The 24,022-nt window shown below is 70.1% G+C and carries 28 protein-coding genes; 16 read left to right on the forward strand and 12 right to left on the reverse strand.

Annotation, left to right across the window (positions count from 1 at the left end):
* Window positions 1-103: 103 nt before the first annotated feature.
* The gene (locus tag AB0M54_RS03460) at window positions 104-856 is read left to right on the forward strand and encodes an SDR family oxidoreductase (protein ID WP_364468865.1); all 753 of its coding nucleotides are present in this window, start codon (window positions 104-106) and stop codon (window positions 854-856) included.
* Window positions 853-1,623: a class I SAM-dependent methyltransferase gene (locus tag AB0M54_RS03465; protein WP_364468867.1), complete on the forward strand. Its 771-nt coding sequence runs from the start codon at window positions 853-855 to the stop codon at window positions 1,621-1,623. The genes AB0M54_RS03460 and AB0M54_RS03465 overlap by 4 nt, the downstream gene beginning before the upstream one ends.
* Here AB0M54_RS03465 and AB0M54_RS03470 read toward each other — a convergent pair.
* The 3 genes from AB0M54_RS03470 to AB0M54_RS03480 all read right to left on the reverse strand — a co-directional run bounded on the left by AB0M54_RS03470 (window position 1,589) and on the right by AB0M54_RS03480 (window position 3,613).
* Entirely contained in the window at window positions 1,589-1,732 is a 144-nt protein-coding gene (locus tag AB0M54_RS03470; RefSeq protein ID WP_364468869.1) for a hypothetical protein, read from the reverse strand. The genes AB0M54_RS03465 and AB0M54_RS03470 overlap by 35 nt on opposite strands.
* Before the next feature lie 149 nt (window positions 1,733-1,881).
* Window positions 1,882-2,286, reverse strand: coding sequence for a response regulator (locus AB0M54_RS03475; RefSeq protein ID WP_364468871.1), 405 nt, complete (start codon window positions 2,284-2,286; stop codon window positions 1,882-1,884).
* A 109-nt stretch (window positions 2,287-2,395) separates the two neighbouring features.
* A complete protein-coding gene (locus tag AB0M54_RS03480; protein ID WP_364468873.1) occupies window positions 2,396-3,613 on the reverse strand; it encodes a S8 family peptidase in 1,218 nt (405 codons plus the stop codon).
* A 228-nt stretch (window positions 3,614-3,841) separates the two neighbouring features.
* On the opposite strand from AB0M54_RS03480, the gene AB0M54_RS03485 reads away from it, so the two are divergent.
* Window positions 3,842-4,060, forward strand: coding sequence for a hypothetical protein (locus AB0M54_RS03485; RefSeq protein ID WP_364313624.1), 219 nt, complete (start codon window positions 3,842-3,844; stop codon window positions 4,058-4,060).
* 78 nt (window positions 4,061-4,138) lie between these two features.
* Complete coding sequence (locus AB0M54_RS03490) at window positions 4,139-5,944, forward strand: PAS domain-containing sensor histidine kinase (protein WP_364468875.1); 1,806 nt, start codon at window positions 4,139-4,141, stop codon at window positions 5,942-5,944.
* On the opposite strand, the gene AB0M54_RS03495 is transcribed toward AB0M54_RS03490, so the two are convergent.
* From AB0M54_RS03495 to AB0M54_RS03510, 4 genes are all read right to left on the reverse strand, one after another.
* Window positions 5,913-6,824, reverse strand: coding sequence for a CDP-alcohol phosphatidyltransferase family protein (locus AB0M54_RS03495; protein WP_364468877.1), 912 nt, complete (start codon window positions 6,822-6,824; stop codon window positions 5,913-5,915). The two genes, AB0M54_RS03490 and AB0M54_RS03495, sit on opposite strands and share 32 nt — an antisense overlap.
* A gap of 80 nt (window positions 6,825-6,904) precedes the next feature.
* The gene (locus tag AB0M54_RS03500; RefSeq protein ID WP_364468879.1) at window positions 6,905-7,723 is read right to left on the reverse strand and encodes an SRPBCC family protein; all 819 of its coding nucleotides are present in this window, start codon (window positions 7,721-7,723) and stop codon (window positions 6,905-6,907) included.
* Window positions 7,724-7,790: 67 nt separating this feature from the next.
* A complete protein-coding gene (locus AB0M54_RS03505) occupies window positions 7,791-8,531 on the reverse strand; it encodes a hydrolase (RefSeq protein WP_364468881.1) in 741 nt (246 codons plus the stop codon).
* 109 nt (window positions 8,532-8,640) lie between these two features.
* Window positions 8,641-10,200 carry a methyl-accepting chemotaxis protein gene (locus AB0M54_RS03510; protein ID WP_364468883.1) on the reverse strand — a complete coding sequence of 520 codons (1,560 nt, stop codon included), beginning with the start codon at window positions 10,198-10,200 and terminating at the stop codon, window positions 8,641-8,643.
* A 181-nt stretch (window positions 10,201-10,381) separates the two neighbouring features.
* Here AB0M54_RS03510 and AB0M54_RS03515 point away from each other — a divergent pair, with 181 nt between their 5' ends.
* Entirely contained in the window at window positions 10,382-11,215 is an 834-nt protein-coding gene (locus tag AB0M54_RS03515; protein WP_364468885.1) for a peptidoglycan DD-metalloendopeptidase family protein, read from the forward strand.
* Between the two features lie 55 nt (window positions 11,216-11,270).
* Here the strand turns inward: AB0M54_RS03515 and csrA are convergent, their stop codons facing one another.
* Genes csrA through flgN form a run of 5 tightly spaced genes read right to left on the reverse strand, consistent with a single transcriptional unit; the run spans window position 11,271 to window position 14,789 of the window.
* Window positions 11,271-11,531, reverse strand: a complete 261-nt coding sequence (gene csrA, locus AB0M54_RS03520) for a carbon storage regulator CsrA (RefSeq protein WP_364468887.1) — start codon at window positions 11,529-11,531, stop codon at window positions 11,271-11,273.
* Between the two features lie 40 nt (window positions 11,532-11,571).
* Complete coding sequence (locus AB0M54_RS03525; RefSeq protein ID WP_364313603.1) at window positions 11,572-11,958, reverse strand: flagellar assembly protein FliW; 387 nt, start codon at window positions 11,956-11,958, stop codon at window positions 11,572-11,574.
* A gap of 41 nt (window positions 11,959-11,999) precedes the next feature.
* The gene (locus AB0M54_RS03530; protein WP_364313601.1) at window positions 12,000-12,893 is read right to left on the reverse strand and encodes a flagellin; all 894 of its coding nucleotides are present in this window, start codon (window positions 12,891-12,893) and stop codon (window positions 12,000-12,002) included.
* 13 nt (window positions 12,894-12,906) lie between these two features.
* Window positions 12,907-14,304, reverse strand: a complete 1,398-nt coding sequence (flgK, locus tag AB0M54_RS03535) for a flagellar hook-associated protein FlgK (protein WP_364313598.1) — start codon at window positions 14,302-14,304, stop codon at window positions 12,907-12,909.
* Window positions 14,304-14,789: a flagellar export chaperone FlgN gene (gene flgN, locus AB0M54_RS03540; protein WP_364313596.1), complete on the reverse strand. Its 486-nt coding sequence runs from the start codon at window positions 14,787-14,789 to the stop codon at window positions 14,304-14,306. Before flgN ends, flgK begins: the two co-directional genes overlap by 1 nt.
* A 248-nt stretch (window positions 14,790-15,037) precedes the next feature.
* Here flgN and AB0M54_RS03545 point away from each other — a divergent pair, with 248 nt between their 5' ends.
* The 11 genes from AB0M54_RS03545 (at window position 15,038) to AB0M54_RS03595 (ending at window position 23,892) form a co-directional block, all read left to right on the forward strand.
* Window positions 15,038-15,853 carry a flagellin gene (locus tag AB0M54_RS03545; protein WP_364313593.1) on the forward strand — a complete coding sequence of 272 codons (816 nt, stop codon included), beginning with the start codon at window positions 15,038-15,040 and terminating at the stop codon, window positions 15,851-15,853.
* A 137-nt stretch (window positions 15,854-15,990) separates the two neighbouring features.
* The gene (fliD, locus tag AB0M54_RS03550; protein ID WP_364313590.1) at window positions 15,991-17,283 is read left to right on the forward strand and encodes a flagellar filament capping protein FliD; all 1,293 of its coding nucleotides are present in this window, start codon (window positions 15,991-15,993) and stop codon (window positions 17,281-17,283) included.
* Between the two features lie 19 nt (window positions 17,284-17,302).
* Window positions 17,303-17,680, forward strand: coding sequence for a flagellar export chaperone FliS (fliS, locus tag AB0M54_RS03555; protein ID WP_364313587.1), 378 nt, complete (start codon window positions 17,303-17,305; stop codon window positions 17,678-17,680).
* A 19-nt stretch (window positions 17,681-17,699) separates the two neighbouring features.
* A complete protein-coding gene (locus AB0M54_RS03560) occupies window positions 17,700-18,020 on the forward strand; it encodes a hypothetical protein (protein ID WP_364313585.1) in 321 nt (106 codons plus the stop codon).
* Window positions 18,021-18,144: 124 nt separating this feature from the next.
* Window positions 18,145-18,492: a flagellar basal body protein gene (locus tag AB0M54_RS03565; RefSeq protein WP_364313582.1), complete on the forward strand. Its 348-nt coding sequence runs from the start codon at window positions 18,145-18,147 to the stop codon at window positions 18,490-18,492.
* A gap of 5 nt (window positions 18,493-18,497) precedes the next feature.
* Window positions 18,498-18,893, forward strand: a complete 396-nt coding sequence (locus tag AB0M54_RS03570) for a flagellar basal body rod C-terminal domain-containing protein (protein WP_364313579.1) — start codon at window positions 18,498-18,500, stop codon at window positions 18,891-18,893.
* Window positions 18,894-18,895: 2 nt separating this feature from the next.
* Window positions 18,896-19,243 carry a flagellar hook-basal body complex protein FliE gene (gene fliE, locus AB0M54_RS03575; protein ID WP_364468889.1) on the forward strand — a complete coding sequence of 116 codons (348 nt, stop codon included), beginning with the start codon at window positions 18,896-18,898 and terminating at the stop codon, window positions 19,241-19,243.
* A gap of 4 nt (window positions 19,244-19,247) precedes the next feature.
* Complete coding sequence (fliF, locus tag AB0M54_RS03580; protein WP_364313574.1) at window positions 19,248-20,855, forward strand: flagellar basal-body MS-ring/collar protein FliF; 1,608 nt, start codon at window positions 19,248-19,250, stop codon at window positions 20,853-20,855.
* A gap of 76 nt (window positions 20,856-20,931) precedes the next feature.
* The gene (fliG, locus tag AB0M54_RS03585) at window positions 20,932-21,927 is read left to right on the forward strand and encodes a flagellar motor switch protein FliG (RefSeq protein WP_364313571.1); all 996 of its coding nucleotides are present in this window, start codon (window positions 20,932-20,934) and stop codon (window positions 21,925-21,927) included.
* Complete coding sequence (locus AB0M54_RS03590; RefSeq protein ID WP_364468891.1) at window positions 21,920-22,588, forward strand: FliH/SctL family protein; 669 nt, start codon at window positions 21,920-21,922, stop codon at window positions 22,586-22,588. The genes fliG and AB0M54_RS03590 overlap by 8 nt, the downstream gene beginning before the upstream one ends.
* Complete coding sequence (locus tag AB0M54_RS03595; protein WP_364468893.1) at window positions 22,585-23,892, forward strand: FliI/YscN family ATPase; 1,308 nt, start codon at window positions 22,585-22,587, stop codon at window positions 23,890-23,892. The genes AB0M54_RS03590 and AB0M54_RS03595 overlap by 4 nt, the downstream gene beginning before the upstream one ends.
* Window positions 23,893-24,022 lie beyond the last annotated feature (130 nt).

The following is a 24,022-nucleotide window of genomic DNA, read 5'->3' on the forward strand; positions in this document are numbered from 1 at the left end:
GATTGCACCGAGCGGCAATCGCCGGCGGCGGCCCCACGTGGCCGCGGGCGAGGGCCAAGAGGGCATGACAAAGGAAGGCTCAGCATGAGGCAGGATCGGGGGCATGACTAAGAACATCGCCGTGGTCACGGGAGCGTCCAGCGGGATCGGCGCGGCCACGGCCCGCCGCCTGGTCGCCGAGGGCTTCCACGTGGTCGCCGCCGCCCGGCGGGCCGACCGGCTGGAGGCGCTGGTCAAGGAGACCGGCGACGCCACCGCCGTGGAGTGCGACATCACCGACGACGCGTCGGTGGAACGGCTCCGGGCGACCGTGGCCGGCCTCGACGGGACACTCACCCTGCTGGTCAACAACGCCGGTGGCGCCCACGGCGGCGACCCGGTCGCGTCCGGCTCGGTCGAGGACTGGCAGTGGATGTACGACGTGAACGTGCTCGGCACCCTGCGGGTCACCCAGGCCCTGCTGCCGGCGCTGGAGGCCGGCGGCGCCGGGACGATCGTGACGATCGGTTCGACCGCGTCGTTCGTGGTCTACGAGGGCGGTGGCGGGTACAGCGCGGCCAAACACGCCCAGGCCGCGCTGGTCGGAACCCTGCGCCTGGAGATCGTCGGCAAGCCGGTCCGGGTGATCGAGATCGACCCGGGCATGGTGCGCACCGACGAGTTCTCGCTCAACCGCTTCGGCGATCAGGCCAAGGCGGACGCGATCTACGACGGTGTTCCCGAGCCGCTGGTCGCCGAGGACATCGCGGACTGCGTGGCGTGGACGGCGACCCGGCCGCAGCACGTCAACATCGACCGGCTGGTGGTGCGCCCGATCGTGCAGGCCGCGCAGCACAAGGTGTTCCGGCAGAAGTGAAGCCCGTCGGCGCGGTCACCCGGGGCACGACCAACCCGAACCGGTTGCGCCGCGTCGACAACTGGATCGCGTACCGCTGCGGCGCCCGGCTCGCCGCGGCGGCCGACCCGCTGGTGGTCGATCTGGGCTTCGGCGCGACGCCGGTGACCGCGATCGAGCTGCGGGAGCGGCTGGCCACCCGGGTCCGGCGCGATGTCGCGGTGGTCGGTCTGGAGATCGATCCGGTACGCGTCGCCGCGGCCCTTCCGGCCGCCGACCCACCACGGCTGGAGTTCCGCCGCGGCGGGTTCGAGCTGGCCGGCCTGCGCCCGGTCGTGGTCCGCGCCCTGAACGTGCTGCGCCAGTACGACGAGGCCGAGGTGGCCGCGGCCTGGCGGACGATGACCGCGACCGGCGCGGCGCTGGTCGAGGGCACCTGCGACGAGCTGGGCCGGGTGGCGGCCTGGGCCTACGTCGAGAACGGGAGCCCGCTCACCCTGACCCTGTCGGCCCGGCTGTCCGATCTGGACCATCCGGCGACCTTCGCCGAGCGGCTGCCCAAGGCGCTGATCCACCACAACGTCCCGGGCCGGCCGATCCACGAGTTCCTGACGGCGCTGGGTCACGCCTGGGACGTGGCGGCCGGCCCGTTCGGCCCCCGGCAGCGCTGGCGTCAGGCCGTCGCCGCCCTGCACGCCGCCGGACTGCCCGTGTCGCACGAGCCGAACCGGTGGCGCCTCGGCGAGCTGACGGTCAGGTGGCCGGCACCACGTCCTTCGGACGCTTGACCGACACTGGGGTGCCGTAGTCGAACAGCTCCAGCGTGGCCGCGTAGGTGCCCTTCTGGGGACCGCCCTTGGACGGGATGATCGCCTCCCACGCGGTGCTCGTGGCCACCTTGGCGATGCGGCCGTCACCATCGCTCTCCTCTCGTCTCGGTCAAGACGACGGGAGTACGCAGAAGGTTGACATCTTTCGGGTCCGGGCACGAAACGGCGCCGCCGGCCAGGAAGGCCGGCGGCGCCAGGTGTCTCTATGTCGTGATGCTAGGGCGTGGAACCGGCCCGCTGCGCGATCACCACGCGGAGCGCCTCCATCAGCAGGTCGGAGGTGAACGGTTTCTTGACCAGCAGGGCGTCCTCGCCGATCAGGCCCTTGGTCACCGCGATGTCCTTGGGCAGACCGGAGATGTAGACCACGCCCATGCCCGGCCGCAGCGACGTGGCCGCCCGGGACAGCTCGCCGCCGGAGGCGCCGGGCAGGCCCAGGTCGGTGATCAGCACGTCGATCTCGCCGTCGTGCTCACGGCAGGTGGCGATGGCCGACTCGGAGTCCGGCGCGACCAGGGTGTCGAATCCGCGGCGCTCGAGCATCCGCCGCATGATGTCGCGCAGATCCTCTTCGTCGTCGACGACGAGCACGGTCGGACGGTTCTCGTAGACCTCCGACATGGGTCCCTCCTCGCAGGGGTTTGGTTCCGCGAATCACGCTATCCGTAGCCGGGGCCGGTCATTGCCGGTTCCGGGCTTTCCGGTGCTGTTATCGCGCGTTGAGCCGCTGTCATCGCGCGTTGAGCCAGCTGGTGTCGAGCAGCTTGGCCGGCGAACCGGCCCGATCCTGGACCTTCGTCGAAGCGTGCGACACCAACGCGTCCCGGACCTGGGCCGGCGTGAGCTTCGGGTCGGCGCCGAGGACCAGGGCGGCCGCACCGGCCACGTGCGGGCTGGCCATCGAGGTGCCGCTCATGGTCTTGGTGGCGGTGTCCGAGGACGACGACGCCGAGACGATCTTCACGCCGGGCGCGAAGATGTCGACGCACGTCCCGTAGTTGCTGAAAGTCGCCCGGGTGTCCGTGTTGTCGGTGGCGGCGACCGTGATCGCGTCCGGCTGCCGGGCCGGCGACTGCTGGCAGGCGTCCTTGTCGTCGTTGCCGGCGGCCAGCGCGTACGTCACGCCGGAGGCGATCGACTTCTTCACCGCGTCGTCCAGGGTCTTGCTGGTGGTGCCGCCGAGGCTCATGTTGGCCACGGCCGGCTTGGCGGCGTTCCTGGTGACCCAGTCGATGCCGGCGATGATCGCCGAGTACGAGCCGCTGCCCTGGCAGTCGAGCACCCGCACGGCGACCAGCTTCACGTCCTTGGCCACGCCGTACGTGGCGCCACCGATCGTCCCGGCTACGTGCGTGCCGTGCCCGTTGCAGTCCTCGGCGCCACCGTTGCGGGTGATCGCGTCGAACCCGGCCCGGGCCCGCCCGCCGAACTCGTTGGCGCTGGTCCGGATGCCGGTGTCCAGCACGTACGCGGTCACGCCGGACGCCGAGCCGTAGGTGTACGACTTCGACAGCGGCAGCGCGCTCTGGTCGATCCGGTCCAGGCCCCAGACCGGGTTGTTCTGTACGCCGTCCGCGGTGATCCGGGCGTCCTGCTCGACCGACTGCACGGCCGGGTGCGCGGCGAGCCGGGCGGCTTGCGTACGCGTCATCTCGGCGTTGAACCCGCTGACCGCGGTGTAGCTGGCCCGCACGGCGCCGCCGTAGCGACGGACCAGGCGCTGAGCCTCGGCCGGCACGTCGGCGGCGCGGGTGCCCGGCCGGAACGTGACGATGTAGCTGTCCGCGATCGCCGCGGACCGGTCGGCCTCCAGGATCGTGCCGGTGGGCAGCGCGGCGGGTGTCGCGGCGGCGGCCGAACCGGCGAATCCGGTGACGGCGGCCGCGGCGGTGAGGCCGGCGGTCAGCACGAAGCGGGCGGCACGACGCCGGCCGGTGATGCGAGTCATAAACAGGTCCCCCCTGATCGGCTTCGGCGGCGCTAGTCACCAATTCGGGACGCATGCCGAAGTCACCTGGGGGAAATGTTGTGGCCGGGGCGGAGCCCGCCCGGGACCGGCCGGGTTGCCCTTGGGTTGCAGCCCGCCCCGGTTGGGCATGAAGAGCTAATTCGGTACCCCGGAAGGCCGATGTACCCGCTGTCTGAACAGGCAGCATGCCGAGCTAGGAGAGCCGAGATGACCACGCTGGTGAGCACTCCCGAGATCGTGACCGTCGACGAGCTGATCGAACGCTGCGACAGCTGCGCCGCGGCCGCCAGGCTGGAGGTCACCCTCCCCACCGGCACCCTGGCCTTCTGTGGGCACCACGCGAACAAGCACGGCGCCGAGCTGGCCCGGCTGGCCACCGTGGCCCGGGTGGAGAAGGGCTTCATCTGGGCGGGTGTCGCACAGTAACCACTAGACGGCTTCTGCCGCGATATGCTCGCTGTCTTACCTATTAGAGGCATTTGCCCCGTCTGAGAGAGGGCGCGGGTGCAGTTCGCGGCATACGACGTGAGCCGGCTGTCCCGCCTCGGCGCCGGGTGCGCCGGGGTCGCGACGGCTGTGTACGGTGCCGCCGCCCTGCCGGTGAGCACCCTCGAACCAAGCCCGGCGCCGGCCTTTCTGCCCGCCGGGCTCGCGCTCGTCCTGGTCGTGCTGCCGGCCCGCCGACTCTCCGTACGCATCACCGGATATCTGCTCGCGGCGGCCTCGGGCGTGCTCGGCGCGCTGGCCATCGGCTCGCATCCGGCCGCCGGCGTGGCCACCGTGCTGGCCGCCACCGCGCTGGCCGTCCTGGACATGCGCCTGCCCGGCCGCCGCGCCCGGGTGGCCGACCCGCTGCTGGCCGGCGCCGCCACCATCGCCCTGGTCGCCCTGGTGCCGCGGATGTTCGCGCCCACCTTCCCGGACGGCCACGGCCCGGTGCCGCTGATCTCGCCGTACCTGGCCGGCGCCCTGCTCACCCTGACCTTGGGCGCGCTCCTGGCCCGGCCGGAGGCGGGACCGCTGCGCACCTCGGCGATGGCCGGCGCGGGCACCACGGTGCGCCGGGCCCTGCCCGCCCTGATCGCCGTACCGGTGCTCGCCGCCCTGGTCAGCGCGCTCGCCGTGCGTACCGGAGTCTCCCGGCCCGAGGCCGCCATCAGCACCGGCGCGATCCTCGCCGCGCTGGCCGTGCTGGCCCTGATCGCCCACCTGATCCGTTCGCTGGAGGCGGCCGACCGGCGGCACCGCGAGCTGGTGGCCGAGCTGCACACCCGGCAGGAGTTCGCGAACACGCTGCTCCAGTCGATGAACGAGGCGGTGATGGTGCTGGACGCCAACCATCGGGTCATCGACGTGAACCGGCGGTGGCGGGAGCTGACCGGGCACCGGCACGAGGACGCGGTGGGCTCGCGGCCCGAGACGCTGCCACCGGACGGCACCGGCGACTGGTGGGTGCGGCACCGCGACGGCGCCGATGTCCCGGTGCTGGCCACGATGGCCGCGGTGCCCGGATCGGACGGCGCGGCCCGGGCCTACGTCGCCACCTACGTCGACATCACCGACCGGAAGCGGGCCGAGGAGTCGGTCCGGGCGCACGCCGCCGAGCTGGAGAGCGGCAACGAGCAGCTGCGCGAGGCGAACGCCCGGCTGGCCGGCGCGCTGGCCTTCAAGAACGACCTGACCTCGATGCTCACCCACGACGTGGCCCAGCCGATCAGCTCGATCGCCAGCCTGGCCGAGCTGCTCACCGCCGACTGGGCCGACCTGCCGGACGACATCCGGCAGGAGCTGGCCACCAAGATCGACCGGAACACCCGCCGGCTGATCAAGATGATGAACGACCTCCAGCTGCTGTTCCGGCTGGACACCGGCTCGGTCACGGCCCGGCGCACGCCGGTGCCGATCCGCGAGGTGGTGGAGGCGGTGGTGGCGGCGGCCGGCCCTGCCGCCGGCGGCACGGTCGAGGTCCTCGTCGACGACCACGTCTCGGCCCTGGCCGACCGCGGCCACGTGCAGGCGGTGGTGCGGAACCTGCTGGCCAACGCGCTGGCCTACGGCGAGGCGCCGGTGGAGATCCGGGCCGAGCGGCAGGCCGACCGCGTGCACCTGACCGTGCGGGACCACGGGCCGGGCATCCCGGACGAGCTGGTGCCCGATCTCTTCGGGCGGTTCATGCGCGGCGCCGCACTGGGCCTGTTCATCGTCCGGCACCTGGTGGAGGCGAACGGCGGGTCGGTCCGCTACGAGCCGGTCGACCCGCGCGGCGCCCGCCTGATCGTCACACTCGAGTCGGCCACGGTGGGGTCGTGACGTCGCCGTTCCCGCCGGCCGCCTCGGCCCGGGCCGCCTCGCCCTCGGCCTGAGCCTTGGCCAGCTGCTTCGGGAACCGCCGGGCGAGCTGGTAGAGGCGCAGCACGAGCAGGGCCTCGAAGGCCAGCAGCAGCACGCCGGAGACGATCGAGGTCAAGAAGACGAAACCGATCAGCGGGCCGACGATGAACACCGTCATCTCGTACTCGATGCCGCTGAACAGGTGGATGCGGATCCGGTTGCGCAGCAGCCGGTTGCGGATGCGGAGGTAGGTGCCGCCCTCGCCCTCGATCGGCCCCGGCGCCTCCTGCTTGGCGTCGTCGGGGTCGGACTCCTCCTCGTCGGCCGACGGCAGGTCGGGGCGATCACCGCGGGCCTCGGCCAGCTGGGCGTTCAGGCTGCTCTTGATCTTGCCGACCTGCGACCCGTTGAGGTAGCGGAAGAAGTCGATGCCGACCACCGCGGCGGCGAGCCAGATCCACGCGACGTCGCCGGTCCGCGAGTACTGACCGCCGAACAACGCGATCGCGCAGATGACCACGCGGACACGGTCGAAGATGAAGTCGAACCAGACACCGAAGATCGTCCCGGTGCCGTTCAGCCGGGCGATCTTGCCGTCCATGCAGTCGATCACGAAGGCCAGGTGGAACAGCAGCGCCCCGGCGACCAGCCACCAGCGGTCCTGCATGAGGAAGCAGGCCGCGGACCCGAGGCCGAGGACGAACGCGAAGCTCGAGAGCAGGTTCGGCGTGATCCAGCGGTACGGGTAGACCAGCCGGACCAGCCGGATCGCCAGCGGGTCGACGAGCAGAACCGTCCACCACGCGTCGCGGCGCTTGGCCGTCCGGTCGGTGATCTCTTGGAGGGGTATGCGTTGCACTCGGTTAACTTGCCGTTCGATCGTCGTCTTTGCAAGTTCGGTGCGCGGCTTGTAACGGAATTATCAGCCGGCCCGAAACATCACCCGCCGTAGTCGTGGGAGCTGCCCCGGTCCTCCTCGTGGCTCACGCCTTCGCCCCAGGTGTCGCGGCCCTGCGTACGCCCGCCCATCGCCGCCGTGCCGGTCCCGGTGCCGGCCGCGCCGCCCCGGAGACCGCGCGTGCCGCCGATCTTCCGGCCGGGGGCGAGCACGTCGTCCAGGTCGTGCGGGCTGTCGATGCCGGGGGCCGAGGTGATGTCGACGTTCGTACCCATCCGGGCCAGGTCCCCGGCGCTCGTACCCCAGCCCGCACCGGGGTGGGGCTGCTGGTCGCGCCGCTTGATCCGGGCGGCCACCGAGGCCGGCGTGGGCGGGCTCCCGAAGACCATGCTGGGCTTGCCGGCCAGCTGCTTCGAGCTGGCGCCGCCCATCGTGGGCGAGCCCAGCACCCCGCTCTCCACCAGGCCCTTGAACGTGGTCAGGTCGTTCTTGAGCTGTTTGGTCAGTGTCTCCTGGCCGTGCCGGTCGCTGGGCAGCAGGAACGCGATATCCGCGTCCAGTTGCGCGATCAGCTGGGTCCGGGTCTCGCTCATCGGCCGCAGCGTGATCGTCTCGCTGAGCCGCGGACCGTCCGTGGTCGACCACGAGATCCGCTCGTCGAGGGCGAGCTCGGTGATCTGCGCGTCGAACTCCCGGCGATGCCCGTCGAGATCCATCACCCAATGGGTACGGTCGGTGCCGATCGGCGTGACCTGCTCCACTCCGGTCATGAAGCGGGGATAGTTCTCGAACGCGGCGATCTGCTCGTACACGGTGTGCAGGGGCGCGCCGACCTCGATGCTCTGCTGAACCAGGCTCATGCGACCGAGAGTACTTTTGCGAACACGCTCGGTGCTTGCTTTCCCTCAGACCCGGGGGCGGTTTCCTTCAGACCCGGAGCAGGTACTGCCACTGGCCGACCTCGGCCGCATATCGGGCGTCACTCGCGGCCACCAGCGGCACTCCCGCGTCCCGGAGCCGGCCGACCATCCGCGCCGACGGGCTGCGCCACGCCTCGCTGATCTCGACCGCGGCGCCAGCGTTCCGGCAGGCGTCGGCCAGGTGGTCGAGCACCTCGTCGGCGAGCATCGCGTCGTCGATGCCGACCTGGGTGAGCAGGCTGAGTGGGCGGGCCAGCTGGGTGGGCACGTAGCGGGAGGCGCGCTCCAGGCCCTTGACCGTCGCGCCGACCACGATCTCGGCCACCTCGGCCTCGGTCAGGGCGCCGGCGGCGATCGCCTGCCGGACCTCACGCGGGCTGAGCGGGCCGTCCTCGGTGGGCAGCCGGGTGACGGCGACCGAGAGGGCTTCGAGGTGGGCCAGGTCGGCCGAGGGCCAGGCGAGCCAGCCGTCCGGCCGGACGACCTCGACCTCGGCGGCGATCCGGAGGGTGAGCTCGGTGCGCCGGCGGGCCCGGCGCACGGCGTCGGCGTACGCGGGCAGCCAGGTGGTGTCCCGGGCGACCTGGTCGGCGAAGGTGACGGCGGTCAGTCCGGCCCGGTCGGCGGCCGAGACGACCACGCCGACGCTGTCCCGGCCGGCCGCGAAGCCGGTGTGCACGTGCGCGTCGACGGTCAGATCGAGGGTGTGGCCCGGTCCGGCCACGATGGTTTCCTGCTCTGCGCCCACGATTCGCTCCCGCGCTGATCACCGACGGGCCCTTTCCCGTCTGGGAGAAGAGTCGGACGGCGGCGTTGTGAAGCAAGGTATGTGGCCGGTGCAGGTGAGTATCAAATGCTCAGAGCTTGAAGCCGGAGACCAGCCCGCGGAGCTCCTCGGCGGTGCGGGCGACCTCGGAACTGGCCTGCCGGGTCTGGTTGACGCCCTGCACCGCGGAAGCGCTGGCGTGCGATACGTCGGCGATGTTGGCCGCGATGCGGCTGCTGCCGGAGGCGACCTCGCTGATGCTGCGGCTCATCTCGGCCGTGGTGGCGGTCTGCTCCTCGACCGCGCTGGCGATCGTGGTCTGGTAGTCGTTGATCTTCGCGATCACCTCGCTGATCCGGCTGATCACCTCGACCGCGCCGCCGGTGTCCTGCTGGATCGCGGTGACCCGGGCGCCGATGTCCTCGGTCGCCCGCGCCGTCTCCTGGGCCAGGTCCTTCACCTCGGACGCCACCACCGCGAAACCCTTGCCGGCGTCACCGGCCCGGGCCGCCTCGATCGTCGCGTTCAGGGCCAGCAGGTTGGTCTGCTCGGCGATCGACGTGATCAGCTTGATCACGTTGCCGATCTCGGCCGACGACTCGCCCAGCTGCCGGATCGTCTCGGTGGCCCGGGCCGACTCGGACACCGCCACCGCCGCGATCTGCGCGGCCTCGCTGGTGTTGCTGGAGATCTCGCGGATCGACAGGCCCATCTCCTCGGAGCCGGCCGCGACCGTCTGCACGTTGCGGGAGATCTCCTCGGCCTCGGCCGACGCTGACGTGCTCTGCGCGTCGGTGTCGTTGGCCGCGTCCGCGATCTTGCCCGCCACCGCGGTGAGCTCGCCGGCCGAGTTGGCCAGGACGTCGGCGTTGCTGCCGATCGCGGCCATCGACCGGTGGATCGACTCGAGCGCGCTGTCCAGGGCCTCGGCCATCCGGCCCATCTCGTCGCGGGTCGTGATCCCGCTGCGCGCGGTGAGGTCGCCGCGGGACAGGCTCCCGATCACCTCGCCGAGGCGGCGGACCGGCCGCAGGATCGACCGGGCCACCGGGACGGCCAGGCCGATCAGCAGCAGCAGGCCGAGCAGGGCGACGCCGTCGGTCAACCACGCGGTGCGGCTGGTGGTGCTGGTCATGTCGCCGCGTTCGGTGCTGATGTCCTTCTCCAGCTCCGTCTTGATCGTGTCGATCTTGTCGTCGGAGATGTTGTTGCGCTCCGGTATCTGGTCGATGTCGCGCACGGCCGCCTCGCGGTCGGTGGCGGCCCGCTTGACGAAGTCACCGGCGAACGCGCCGAACGACACCACGTCCGGCTTCAGGTCGTCGAACATCGGCTGGATCCGGGCCGGCAACCCGGCGTCCTGCACGGCCTGGGCCGCCTCGGACGCCGAGACCACGTCGTCGGCCACGTCGTCGGACATGTCCTGGCCGAGCAGCTGCCGGTACATGTCGACCTTCAGCTCGGACTGGCGGGTGTCCAGGTGGTTCAGCGCGCCCAGGGCCGATTCCAGCCGCCGGACATTCTCGGCCTGGTCGGTGAGCTGTCCCTGACTCATGGTGCTGATCACGGTCAGGGCGCCCAGCGCGACCACACCGCTGGCCACGATGAGGCTCAACCGCTTGGCGACGCCGAGATCGGCCAATCGCGACATGTACGACTCCTTCAGACGCGAGCATTTGCCGGTGCCTCAATCTTCAGCGCTGGCCGCCCGTCCGATGGCGGTTTCGGCGGATTCAGCAGCAACTGTTCTGCACTGGAGGCGCACCCCGGTGGCATCCCACGCTCGGCAGATTGGCCCGTGAGCACGTGACCGCGTGCCGGGAAGGAAGCCCATGAAGGCCCGACATCAGCGCCGCATCTCCACCACGCTGCTCGCCGCCGCCGGCATCTTGGCCGGTGCGCTGGGCGCGGCCGGTCCCGTCGCCGCCGCCCCGAAGGTGGCCGGCATCGGCACCGCCAAGACCGGCGGCACCGCGCTCAACCTGCGCGTGACGCCCGCCTCCGCCGGCAAGCTGGCCGGCACCGTTTCCAAAGGTGGCAAGCTCTCCATCGTCTGCCAGGTTCGCGCCGAGACGATCCGCGGCACGGTCCGCACCACGAACCTCTGGGACAAGCTGACGAACAACTACTGGGTCGCGGACGCCTACGTCGCCCGCGCCGTGTTCCCGATCCCGACCTGCCCCAAGACCTCGACGACCACGCCGGCGCCCGTGGTCGCCAAGACCTGGACCCAGCCGGTGTCGGCCGGGCTGGTCAGCGGATTCCGTACGGTGACCCGCCCGTCGCACGACGGTGTCGACCTGGGCGCCGCGCGCAACACCCTGATCAAGGCCGCGAACGGCGGCAAGGTGATCCGGGTGGTCTGCAACGCCTCCACCAACAACTGCGACGTGGACGGCAGCCGCTCGATCTCCGGCTGCGGCTGGTACGTCGAGGTGCAGCACGCGCTGAACTATGTGACCCGCTACTGCCACATGGTGCGCAAGCCGTCGGTGGTCGTCGGCCAGACCGTGGCCACCGGCCAGCTCCTCGGGTACGTGGGCACCTCCGGCTCGTCGTCCGGCCCGCACCTGCACTTCGAGGTCCACACCGGAACGCCGGCCACGCACGCCAACGCGATCGACCCGATCCGGTTCATGGCGGCGCGCGGCGCCCCGATCGGCTGACCCTTTCCGCAGACGCGAAAGCGCCCCGCCGTCACCGGCGGGGCGCTTTTCGTGGTTACCGATTGTCTTGCGGAGCGTCCGGTTCGGACGGTGGCCGCAGCGTCCGGGAAAGCTCGTCGACCACCGCGTCGGTGGGCGAGGCCGCCTCACGGTTGGCCGCCTGCAGCTCGCGATAGACCTCTTCGCGATGCACGCGCACGTCCCGTGGCGCCTGGATGCCGAGCCGGATCACATCACCCCGGGCCTCGAGAACGGTGATGACGACGTCGTCGCCGATCATCACGCTCTCGCCGGCCCGTCTGGTCAGCACGAGCACCGATGCCCCTTTCCATCCGTGGACAGGACCGGCCCGACGCCTACTTCTTGTTGAGGATCGCGCGCACCGGCATCTCCGTGCCCGCGAGTACGACCTGGAGGGCCATCCGGTTCACCGTGTTGATGACGATCGGCGCCATCAGGTTGGCCGCGGTGGCCTCCTTGCCGGCGGTGATCACCAGCATCGTGATCACGTCCTCGGCCTCGGGGTAGCCCAGCAGGGCGAGCGACTCGTCCGGAATCTCCGGGGTGTAGTTCTCGAAGAACGGGTCCGGCGGGACCACGAGGAAGCGGAGCTCCGGGTTGTCCAGCGAGGTGAAGGCGTAGAGAAGGCCTTCGTCGTTGAGCCGCACGAGAGCGAACCGGGTGTGCGCCGGGAAGCCCGGCATCGGGGCGGCCAGGTGGATCGTGGGAATAGTCGTGATCATCTGATCCCCGTGCGTTCGAGAGACTGCTTGCGTGCTCATGGTCACCTCAAGAAATCGATGAGCGAGGGCTGGATCACCTTGGCCGAGGCGGCCAAAGCTGCCTGGTACGAGGTCTGCTGAAGCTGCATCTCCATGATCGTTTTCGGCAGGTCGACATCCTCGATATCGGACAGCTGCGACGTCACGGTCAGCAATCGATCCTGTGCGGACTGCTTCATCCCTTCAAGCCGATTGTAACGAGCGCCAACATCCGAAAGAGTGGTTTTCACGAGATTGTGCGCGGCGTCAAGCTTCTCCAGGTTCGCGGCAGTCGCAGTGGTGTCACCGGCCCGAATGGAATCGGCGACATCCTTCAGAACCTTGAAGAGCTGGGTGTCTCCCTCACCGAAGGCCTCCGGGCCGGTGGCGTCGACGCGCACCTTGGCGCCGGCGCCGACGGTCCGTGAGGTGGTGCCGGTGTCGCCGACGAAGGTACCGTCCGGGTCGTACGCGACCTCACTGGCGGTCGAGCCGCCAAACACCGGACGATCCATGTACTTGGTGTTGCCATACCCGACGAGCTGCTCGCGAATCTGATCCAATTCGGACGCAATCGCAGCGTTGGTGGTCGGGTCGTTGGCTCCCTGGTTGAGGCCGCGGACGACGAGGTCGCGCGCCGCGATGGTCCGGGAGGAGACGGTCGACAGCGTGTTGTCGAGCGTGCCCAGCCAGCCGAGGCCATCGTCGGCGTTGCGGGCGTACTGCTGACTGGCCCGCACCTCGCCGCGCAGCTGGAGTGACGACACCGTGCCGGTCGGTGAGTCCGACGGGCGGTTGATCGTCTTGCCGCTGGACAACTGCTCCTGGATCTTCTCGCCCTTCGCGATGTTCCGCTGAAGGTTGGCCAGCACCCGGGTGTGGATGCTGCCCTCGGTGACGCGTCCGCCGATCGCCATGACGTTCTACTCCTTACCTTCCGACCAGTCCGGTGCGGTTGATGAGCTGGTCGAGCATCGAGTCGATGGTGGTCAGCACGCGCGACGCCGCCTCGTATCCACGCTGATAGGTCAGCAGGTTGGTCATCTCCTCGTCGAGGTTGACCCCGGACTGCCCCTCGCGCGACGCGTCCACCTGCTCGGTCACCGTGGCCTGGATGTCGTTGCGCCGGCCGGACGCCTGCGCGGCCACGCCGAGCTGGCCGATCATGCCCTGGTACTCGCGGTCCGGCCCGTCGATCGACTCGCCGAGGTCGGCCATCTGGTCGGCGATCGAGTTGTCGTAGGTGCCGTCGGTGCCGGAGACCGCGACCTGGTCCGGGTCGGTGATGTTCAGCCGGATCGTGCCGGCCGTGATGTCGCCGCCGCTGCTGCTGGTGAAGAAGTCCAGCCCCGTGCTGCCGTCCTTGCTGTATCCGCCGCCGTGCAGGGTGTTCACCTTGTCGGCGAGGTTCTTGGCCACCGAGTCCAGGGCGTCCGAGATGGCCGGGATGATCGTGGTCATCGTGTCGGCCATCGCGCCCATCGTGCCGCCGGCCTGCACCGCGGTCTTGGTGTCGGCCCAGCGCAGCGTCATCGGGTCGGAGTTCTGGTCGTCCAGCCGCTTGGCGCCGGAGACCTCCAGCTTCCGGGTGGTGAACTCACTGACCAGAGTGGAGTTGCCGACGAACACGTCGACCGCGCCGTTGGCCCGTGCCGACGCGGTGGCCCCGGCCAGCTCGGACAGCTTCATCACCTGCAGGTCGCGGCGGTCCTCGAGCTCGTTGACGGTCAGGCCGGTGGCCTTGGCCTTGACGATGCTGTCGTTGAGCTGGGCGATCGAGTCGGCCGTGGTGTTGACCTCGTTGGTGTATGCGGCCAGCTGGGTGCTGGACTGTGACCACTGCGACGCGAGCGACGAGTGGGCCGAGTTGAGCCCGTCGGCCACCGTCGACGCCTGCTGGAGCAGGGTCGAGCGGGTCGCGGCGAGCTGCGGGTTGTTGGACACGTCGTTCCAGCCGCCCCACATGTCGTGCAGCTGTGCGGCCAGCGCGGTGTCGCCGGGCTCGGCGAACACGTCCTCGATGGAGCCGTAGGCGGACGTTTGCTGGGCCAGGTAGGCGCTCTTGCCGTGCTCGGCGCGGCCCCGGTTCTCCATGAACTCGTCGCGCAGCCGCTGCACGTCGGACACCGCGACACCGGTGCCGAGGCCGTCGGTCCTGGCGTACATGGCCGGCGAGAGCGAGCCCACCTGGGACTGCATCTCGGCGCGCTGCCGGGTGTAGCCCTCGGTGTTCGCGTTCGCGATGTTCTGACCCGTCACGTCCAGGGCACGACGTTGCGCGTAGAGCGAGGTCAGAGCGGTGTTGATGCCCCCGAAGCTGCTTGCCATCAGATCGCCTCGTCCACCAGGCTGGGGCGGCGCACGCCGCCGGTGACGGTCTGTCCTTGCCGGCCATACGTTTCCACGGTTCCGGCGAACGCGAGCATCGTTTCGCGAGCTGCGCGCTGACCGGCGGTGAGCAGGTCCCGGTTGGCCTCGGCCATCGCGCTGATCTCCGAGGTCAGCGTCAGGAATGCCTTACGGTGCTGGTGAAGCAGCTCGGACCAGGGGTCAGGGGCGGCGTCGGCGAGCTCGCCCAGGGACGCCTCGACCGGCAGGCCCAGCTCGGAGGCCACGGCCTGCGCGTACGCCGCACGAGCCACCTCGGTCTGCCGGATCTGGTCCAGCACCACCTCGACCTCGCGGGTGGCGTGCGACAGCCAGCGCGACCGGTTCGCCGCGAGGAGCAACTGCTCCTCCTCCAGCTTGAACAGCAGCAACTCGAGCAACTCGCGGGACCGCCACAGGACGCTGGACAGGTCGGTAAGGCTCACGCCGGTCCTCCATCCGCGGAGGCTTCTCCCCCGCTACCGGACAGGTCGGCAACGGAGGGCGCCTCTCTGAGGATTTGGGCTCCATCGGGTTGCAGTCCGGTGCGACCCGTTTTCCGCGGTTTCGAGAACAGGTGCGAACAAGTCTCGGATACTTCTCATGACTGATGGCAACCGTCCGATCACTCAGGGCGTACGCCAAGGGCTCATGGACGAGCCCGGACCAGACCCTCATCAAGGAGGAAAACCCCATGGGTCTTCGCATCAATCAGAACGTCGCCGCGCAGAACTCCTACCGGAACCTGTCGATCACCGACGGGCAGATGTCGAAGTCGCTGGAGAAGCTGTCCAGCGGTTTCCGCATCAACCGGGCGGCCGACGACGCGGCCGGCCTCTCCATCTCGGAGGGCCTGCGCGCCCAGGTCGGTGGCCTCAAGGTCGCCGTCCGCAACGCCCAGGACGGCATCAGCGTCGCACAGACCGCTGAAGGCGCCCTGAACGAGGTGCACTCCGTGCTGCAACGTATGCGTGACCTGTCGGTGCAGGCGGCGAACGACGGCGCCAGTGACCCGAAGGCCAAGGAAGCGGCACAGGCTGAGTTCGCGGAGCTCAGTTCCGCGCTCGACCAGATCGGCACCGACACGGCGTTCGGGAAGACCAAGCTGCTGGACGGCTCCTTCACGGCCAAGGATTTCCAGATCGGCGCCAACACCGGCGAGAAGGTAACCGTCACCATCGACCAGGTCAGCGCCGCGGATCTGGGTATCGACAGCCTGGACCTCACCACCGGCGCCGCGGCTGCCATCGACACGATCGACGCCGCCATCGAGACGGTCTCCGAGCAGCGGTCCACGCTGGGTGCTGCCCAGAACCGGTTCGAGCACACCATCAACAACCTCAACGTCTCGGTGGAGAACCTGTCCGCGTCGGAGTCCCGGATCCGGGACACCGACATGGCGCAGGAAATGGTCTCCTTCACCCGGAGCCAGATCCTGACCCAGGCCGGCACGTCGATGCTCGGGCAGGCCAACCAGGCGTCGCAGAACGTGCTCTCGCTGCTCCGCTAACCGATTGGCAACCGGCGCGGGCTAACTGAATACGACGCACGACCGAACAGGTTGAGGGCGGCTGGCAGACGGCGCCGGCCGCCCTCGGCACATCCAGCGTCACCGGCACCACCACGACCGACAGAAAGGGGCGCACCGTGGGCAGCACTGTTGACGGCCTGGTCAGCGGCCTCAGCACCTCCTCGATGATCAGCCAGCTCATGCAGATCGAGGCAGCGCCGCAGAACCGCCTCAAGACCAAGGTCTCCGGCGCGGAGTCGATGGTCACCTCCTACCAGTCGGTCAACACCAAGCTCGCCGCTCTGAAGACCGCGTCGGAAGATCTCGCCAAGCCCGCCACCTGGCGTTCGATCAAGCCGACCTCGTCGTCCACCTCGGTCACCGCCGCCGCCACCCCTAACGCCGCGGCCACGCAGACCGGCAGCCTCACCTTCGACGTCAAGCAGCTCGCGAAGGCCCAGATCTCCACCGCCCGGGTGGACTCCGATGCCGACCTCGCCCCCGGCGGCAGCATCACCATCAGCTTCGACGACGGCAGCGACCCGGTCACCATCGACCTCACCGACCAGCCGCGCAACGCCCAGGGCATCTCGGACGCGATCAACGGCGCCGGCCTCAGCGTCAAGGCGTCCGTGGTCAAGACCAGCACCGGCGACAGCGTGCTGCAGATGACCGCGGCCAAGACCGGCGTCGCCGGCAGCTTCACCGTCGGCGGCCTCGACGCCGACCTGAAGACCGCCGCCGTGGCCCAGGACGCGATGCTCCAGGTCGGCGGCGCCGACGAGGACGGCGGCTACACGGTCACCAGCAGCACCAACACGTTCACCGACCTGATGACCGGCGTGACGCTCACCGCCACCAAGGAGGAGAACAACGTCACGATCGGCGTCACCTCGGACATCGGGGGCATGACCGACAAGATCAAGGCGATGGTGGACGCCGCGAACGCGGTGATCAGCGAGGTCACCAAGCAGACCAAGTACGACGCGACGACCAAGTCCGGCGCCGCCCTCTCCAGCGAATTCATGGTCCGGCAGATCAGCCAGTCCGTGATGAGCGCGGTCAGCCAGGGCCAGGCCGATATCGGCAGCCTCAGCAAGCTCGGCGTGCAGCTGGAGAAGGACGGGACGCTCACCTTCGCGAAGGAGGCGTTCGAGGCGTCGTACGCCGCCGACCCGGACAAGATCAAGAACGCCGGCATGGGCATGGCGGACACGTTCAAGGCCGTCTCGCAGAAGCAGACGGCCAACATCACCAACGCGATCACCGGACGGAAGTCGTTCATCGACTCGATGAACGCGCAGATCGACCACTGGGACGTGCGGCTCGATCAGCGTCGCGAAGCCCTCACCAAGCAATACGCATCCCTGGAGACCGCGCTCAGCAACCTCAAGTCGCAGTCCTCCTACCTCTCCAGTCAGCTCGGCTGACACCGACCCAAGGGATCCAATGTCTTCTCCCGCACTGCGCGACCGTTACCTGGCGGACTCGGTCAACACTGCCTCGCCCGGCAAGTTGCTGGTCATGCTCTACGACCGCCTGGTGATCGACCTGGTGCAGGGTGAGGAAGCGGTGCGCACGGGGAACCGCGAGGTCGCCGCCGACAAACTCACCCACGCCCAGGAGATCATCCTGGAGCTGCGTACGACACTGGACCTGGACGCCTGGTCCGGCGCGCCCGGCCTGGCCAACCTGTACGGCTTCCTGGTCACCGAGCTGATCGGCGCCAACATCAAGCGCGACGCCGATCGGGTGGCCGCCTGCCGGCGCCTGGTCGAACCGCTGCGCGACGCGTGGCGCGAGGCCGCGGCTCAGGCGACCAACTGAGACGTAAGGGATCACCTTTGTGACTGGGGACTGGCGGGAAGCGTGGGTCGCCGCGCTCGACGAGATGGAACTCGACGTCGCGGCGGCCGAAGCCATGCTGACCGACGAGCACCGGCACGCCCAGCACCCGCCGGCCGACCTGTGGAAGCCGCCGACCGAGCTCGGCGCCCTCCCGCTCGAGCTGCGGCCCCGGGCCGACGAGATCCTCACCCGCCAGTTGCGCGCGGCCGAGGAGATCGCCCGCCGGATGGTCGCCACCCGCCAGCAGATGGCGATGAACTCCCGGATCGAGACCGGTGAGGCGTCCAAGCGCCCGGTCTATCTCGACTGCGCGATGTAGCAACCACGCGGCAACCGATTGGCCCTAAGCGGATCCCTCAACACGCCGATTCGGATGGTACGAGCGACGGATCGCTCAACGACCGCCACGGACCGGCGACCTGCACGACCGAGGGGAATCAGCCGTGTTCAACGACGTGTCCACCGCTTCGCTCAAGGTCTCCGTGGCCGGCCTGGCCGCCCGTCAGACCGCCATCGCGGACAACATCGCGAACATCGAGACGCCCGGTTACCAGGCCCGTAAGGTCAAGTTCGAGGAGGCGCTGAGCAGCGCCGTCGAGCACGGTCGTGCACCCCGGTCGGTGACGCCGTCGGTGGCCCGCTCGCTCGAGCCGACCCGGCTGAACGGCAGCAACGTCAACCTCGATGAGGAGACGCTCTCGCACATCGACACCACGATGCGCTACCAGCTGACTCTCCGCGCGCTGGACGGCAAGTACGGCCTGATCCGCGACGCGATCAAGGGGGCCTGATCCGGATGAGCACCTTCAACGCGATCGGCGTGGCCGCCAGCGGCGTCACGGTCTACCGCAAGTGGCTGGACGCCGTCTCGGACAACATCGCCAACATCGACAACGTCACCCGGACCTCGGAGAACGCCTTCCAGGCCCGGTACGTGGTGGCCCAGGAGGCCCAGGACGGCAACGGCGCCCAGGTCGGCGGCATCGCGTTGGGCAGCGCCGAGGGCAAGCTGACCTACGAGCCGGACAACCCGCTGGCCGATACCGAGGGGTACGTCCGCCGGCCGGACATCGACCTCGGCAGCCAGATGGCCCAGATGATCATGGCGCAGCGCGCGTACCAGGCGAACCTGTCTGTGGTCGACCGCGCCCGTGACTCGTACACCGCGGCGATCAACCTCGGGAAGGCCTGATCATGACCTCTCCGATCAGCGCGATCAGCGGATTCTCGGGGATCAGCCCGATGGACGCGCTCAGCAAGGTCACCGAGATCGGCAAGACCGCGGGCGCCTCGGGCACCGAAGCCGCCGAATCCACCTCCGGCACCGACTTCGCCGGCATGTTGTCCTCCGGCCTGGAGAGCGTCCAGGCCGCTCAGACGAAGGCGTCCGACCTGGCCACCCAGGTCGCCAACGGCACGCTCGCCGACCCGGCGCAGTACACCATGGCCTCGACCGAGGCCGCGCTCGGTCTCCAGCTGACCATGGCGGTCCGGAACAAGGCCCTGGAGGCTTTCCAGGAGATCATGAGAATGCAGGCCTGACGTCATGACGGACCGTCTCCCCGCGCCCGTCCGCAAGGTCAGCGACGCCTTCAAGTCCTTCACCCCGGGACAGAAGGCCGTCACGATCTTCGCGGTCGTCGCCCTCGCCGTCGGCGGCTACTTCTTCGCCACCTGGGCGTCCAAGCCGTCGTACGCCGCCCTGTTCAGCAACCTGTCGAGCAAGGACGCGAGCGCGATCGTCGAGTCGCTCCAGAAGACCGGAACACCGTACGAGCTGGCCAACGGCGGCCAGACCATCATGGTGCCCCAGGACCAGGTCTACGACCTGCGGCTGTCGCTGTCCGGCGAAGGCCTGCCCGGGGAGTCGGACACCGGTTACGCGCTGCTCGACCAGCAGGGCATCACCACCAGCGACTTCATGCAGCACACGAACTACCAGCGCGCGCTCGAGGGCGAGCTGTCCAACACCATCAAGTCGATCGACGGCGTCGAGGCCGCCACCGTGCACCTGGTCATCCCGCAGAAGGACGTCTTCGCCGACGACCAGAACAAGACCACGGCCTCCGTCCTGGTCCAGTCCTCGGCCAGCAAGCCGCTCTCCAACCAGCAGGTGCAGGCGATCGTCAACCTGGTCGCCTCCAGCGTCGAGGGCCTCGACCCGACCCAGGTCACGGTGGCCGGCGCGGACGGCAAGATCCTCTCCACCGGCGGCGGCGCCGCGGTGGCGACCGGCGGCGACAGCGGCGCCGACTCGCAGACCGTGGCCTACCAGAACCGGCTCAACACCTCGCTGCAGAACATGCTGGACAGCGTGGTCGGACCGGGCAACGCCGTGGTCACCACGACCGCCGAGCTCGACTTCGACCAGACCTCCACGACATCCCGCCAGTACACCTCGGACCCGTCCGTGGCGGCGCTGTCCGAGCAGATCAGCCGCGAGGCGTACAACGGCGACGACGGCAAGGGGCAGGGCGGCGTGCTCGGCCCGGACAACATCCAGGTCCCCAACGGCAACACCAGCACCAGCGCCGCCGGCCAGTACGAGAACACCCAGCAGACCCGCAACAACGCGGTGAACCAGGTCGACGAGGTCCGCAAGAGCGCGCCCGGCGGCGTGAAGAAGCTGTCGGTGGCCGTGCTGCTCAACGCGACCACGGCCGGGACCGTCGACTCGGCCCAGGTGCAGCAGCTGGTCAGCACGGCCGCCGGCATCGACGCGACCCGCGGCGACTCGGTGGCGATCGCGGCCATGCCGTTCGACACCAGCGCCGCCGAAGCGGCCAAGAAGGAGCTCGCCGAGTCGTCCGCCGCGGCCACCGCCGACAAGCAGCAGTCGCTGGTCAAGACGGCCGCGCTCGCCCTGGTCGTCCTGCTCCTGCTGTTATTCGCCTGGCGGGCCAGCCGCCGCGCCAGGAAGCGCAAGTCGCTGAGCCCGTCCGAGCTCGCCCACCTGGAGCAGATGCAGGCCGCCCTGGAGGCGCAGAGGCTGGCCGAGCTGAACGCCGTCATCCCCGGCCCGGCCATCGAGGCGGTGCCCGACCGGCAGCAGGAAGAGGTCGACGGGCGGCAGCGCGAGATCGAGCAGATGGTCGAGGACCAGCCCGAGGAGATGGCCTCCCTGCTGCGCGGCTGGCTGGGCGCGGGCCGCTGACCTTGGAGTTCCTGGCATCACCCCCGCGGTTTGAGGAAGGACCACGTTGACCACACCGGCATTGAGCACGACGTCGATGACTGGCCTGCGCAAGGCCGCGATCCTGCTGGTGCGGATGGGCAAGGAGTACTCCACCCGGGTTCTCGCCGCGCTCAGCGAGGGCGAGGTCGAGGAGCTGTCCGCGGAGATCGCCCGGCTGGGCAAGCTGGAGCCCGACGTGGTGGGCGACGTCATCGACGAGTTCTACGCGATGGCCACCACCAAGCACGCCGGCGCCGGCGGCCTGCAGTACGCCCGGGAGCTGCTCGAAGCGTCCCTGGGCTCCGAACGGGCCAACCTGATCCTGGACCGGCTCCAGGCCTCCATGACCGACATGCCGTTCAACTTCCTCAGCCACGCCGACCCACGGCAGGTGCTCTCCTACGTGCAGTACGAGCACCCGCAGACGATCGCGCTCGTGCTGGCGCACGTACCCTCGGCCCTCGCCTCCTCGATCCTCTCCGGCCTCGCGCCGGAGGTCCAGAGCGACGTGGCGCACCGCATCGCGGTGATGGACCGCACCTCACCGGACGTGATCCGCCAGGTCGAGCTGGCGTTGCAGCGCAAGCTGTCCACCGTGCTCCAGCCCGACGAGCTGTCCACCGTCGGCGGCCTGCAACCGCTGGTCGACATCATCAACCGCGCCGACCGCACCACCGAGCGGCTCATCCTGGAGGCGCTGGAGGCGCGCAACCCGGAGATCGCCGAGGAGATCCGCCGGCGGATGTTCATGTTCGAGGACATCATCAACCTCGACGACCGCTCGATCCAGCTGGTGCTGCGCCAGGTGGAGCCGTCCGACCTGGCCACCGCGCTCAAGGGCGTCGGCGAGGACGTCCGCGAGAAGGTCACCGGCAACCTGTCCGAACGCGGCCGGGACAACCTGCTCGAGGAGATCGACCTCCTCGGCCCGGTCAAGGTCAAGATGGTCGAGGAGTCGCAGCAGAAGATCGTCTCGGTGATCCGCGCGCTGGAGGACTCCGGCCAGATCGAGATCCAGCGCGGCGGCGAGCAGGAGGAACTCATTGCCTGACGAGCGCCCGTCCGTGCTGCGTGGCAACGTCGCCGAATCGGCGGCGGCCGCGCGGTTCGGCACGGACCTGCGCCGAGAGCCGCCGATGGACAGCGCTCCGGTGGAGAAGGCCAAACAACAGGCCCGGACCGCCGGGTACGCCGAGGGCTGGGCGCAGGGCCAGCGAGCCGCCGCCCTGGAGGCCGAAGCCGCCGCGGAACGGGCGCGCGCCCTGGAGAACGCGCACGAGCAGCGCCGGGCGGCCGCGCTCAGCCAGGCCGTGAACGCGCTCGGCCGCGCCGTGACCGGGCTGGAGACCCAGCTCATGCCCACCCTGCACGAGCTGCAGGAGGCGGTGCTGGCACACGCCTTCGAACTGGCCGAGGCCATCGTCGGGCGCACCCTGGACGACCCCGAGCACCGCGCCGCCGACGCCCTGCGCCGGGCCATGGCGGCCGCCCCCGACCAGGGCGAGATCGTGGTCAACCTGCACCCCGACGACTATCGGAACCTGGTCGGCGGCTCCGGCCAGGCCGACCACAACTACGCCGGACGGGCGGTCCACCTGCGACCCGACCCGGCGCTGCGGCCCGGCGACGCCATCGCCGAGACCGGCTCCACCACCGTCGACGCGTCCATCGCCGCGGCGGTCCACCGTGCCCGGGAGGCCCTGCGGCTGTGAGCGACCTGTTCCGCGCGCGCGTCGACGCCGCGCTCTCCGCCGCCCGCCCGCTCTCCCGCGGCCGGGTCACCGGCGCCGTCGGCCTCCGGGTCACCGTCGGCGGCCTCGAGGCCCGCGTCGGCGAACTGCTCGAGATCGGCGAAGGCCCGTCCTCGGTGTACGCCGAGGTGGCCGCCCTGGACGGCGACCGCCTGTCCTGCCTCCCACTCGGCCCGATCGCCGGCCTCGGCACCGGCCAGCCCGTGGTCAGCACCGGCGGACCCCTGCGCGTGGCGGTCGGCCCCGACCTGCGCGGCCGGATCCTGGACGGGCTCGGCCGCCCGATGGACGGCGGCCCGCCGCTGCGCGGAGACCTGGTGAGCATCGACGCCGCGCCACCGTCCGCGATGGAGCGTCAGCTGGTCGACGCGCCGATGTCGCTGGGCGTACGGGTGCTCGACACGCTCGTACCCTGCGGCCGCGGCCAGCGCATCGGCATCTTCGCCGGCTCCGGCGTCGGCAAGAGCACGCTGATGAGCATGATCACCCGCGGCACGTCGGCCGAGCTCAACGTGGTCGCCCTGGTCGGCGAGCGCGGCCGCGAGGTGCGCGAGTTCATCGAACACGACCTGGGCCCCGAAGGCCTGGCCCGCTCGGTGGTGGTGATCGCCACCTCCGACACCCCTCCGCTGGTACGCCTGCGCGCCGGCGCCGTTGCCACCCGGATCGCCGAGTACTACCGCGACGAGGGCCAGGACGTGCTCCTCATGATGGACAGCGTGACCCGCGCGGCCATGGCCCAGCGCGAGGTCGGCCTGTCCGTCGGCGAACCACCCGCCACCCGCGGCTACCCGCCGTCGGTCTTCGCGATGCTGGCCGGCCTGCTGGAACGGGCCGGCCCCGGCGCCCGCGGCAGCATCACCGGCCTCTACACCGTCCTGGTCGAGGGCGACGACCACAACGAGCCCATCGCCGACGCCGCCCGCTCCATCCTGGACGGTCACGTCGTCCTCGACCGCAAGCTGGCCACCGCCGGCCACTTCCCCAGCATCCAGGCCCTGGACTCGATCTCCCGGGTGGCCAACAGGATCACCACGCCCCAGCAGAAGTCGGACGCCACCGAACTACGCCGGATGATGGCCGCCCACCGCGAGGTGCGCGAACTCGTGGAGATCGGCGCCTACGTCCCCGGCACCAACCCTGAGGCCGACCGGGCCACCGCGGTGTGGCCCCAGATCACCGACTTCCTGCGCCAGGGCCTCGACGAGCGGGTGACCGCCGACGAGGCCTGGGACGCCTTGCGCCAGCTGATCGCCGCCAGCTGACCGCCGCGCCCGCCGCCCCTGGCCCGCCCCCAGCCCGCGAGGGCCCCTCTGCTCTGCGCACTCATACTCACCCCCCTTCCCAGCTGCGGAAATGCGATGCCGATCGCTCCCGCATCGGCGCGGCGTCCGA

This window comes from Actinoplanes sp. NPDC051470, assembly GCF_040682035.1.
Lineage (GTDB): Bacteria > Actinomycetota > Actinomycetes > Mycobacteriales > Micromonosporaceae > Actinoplanes.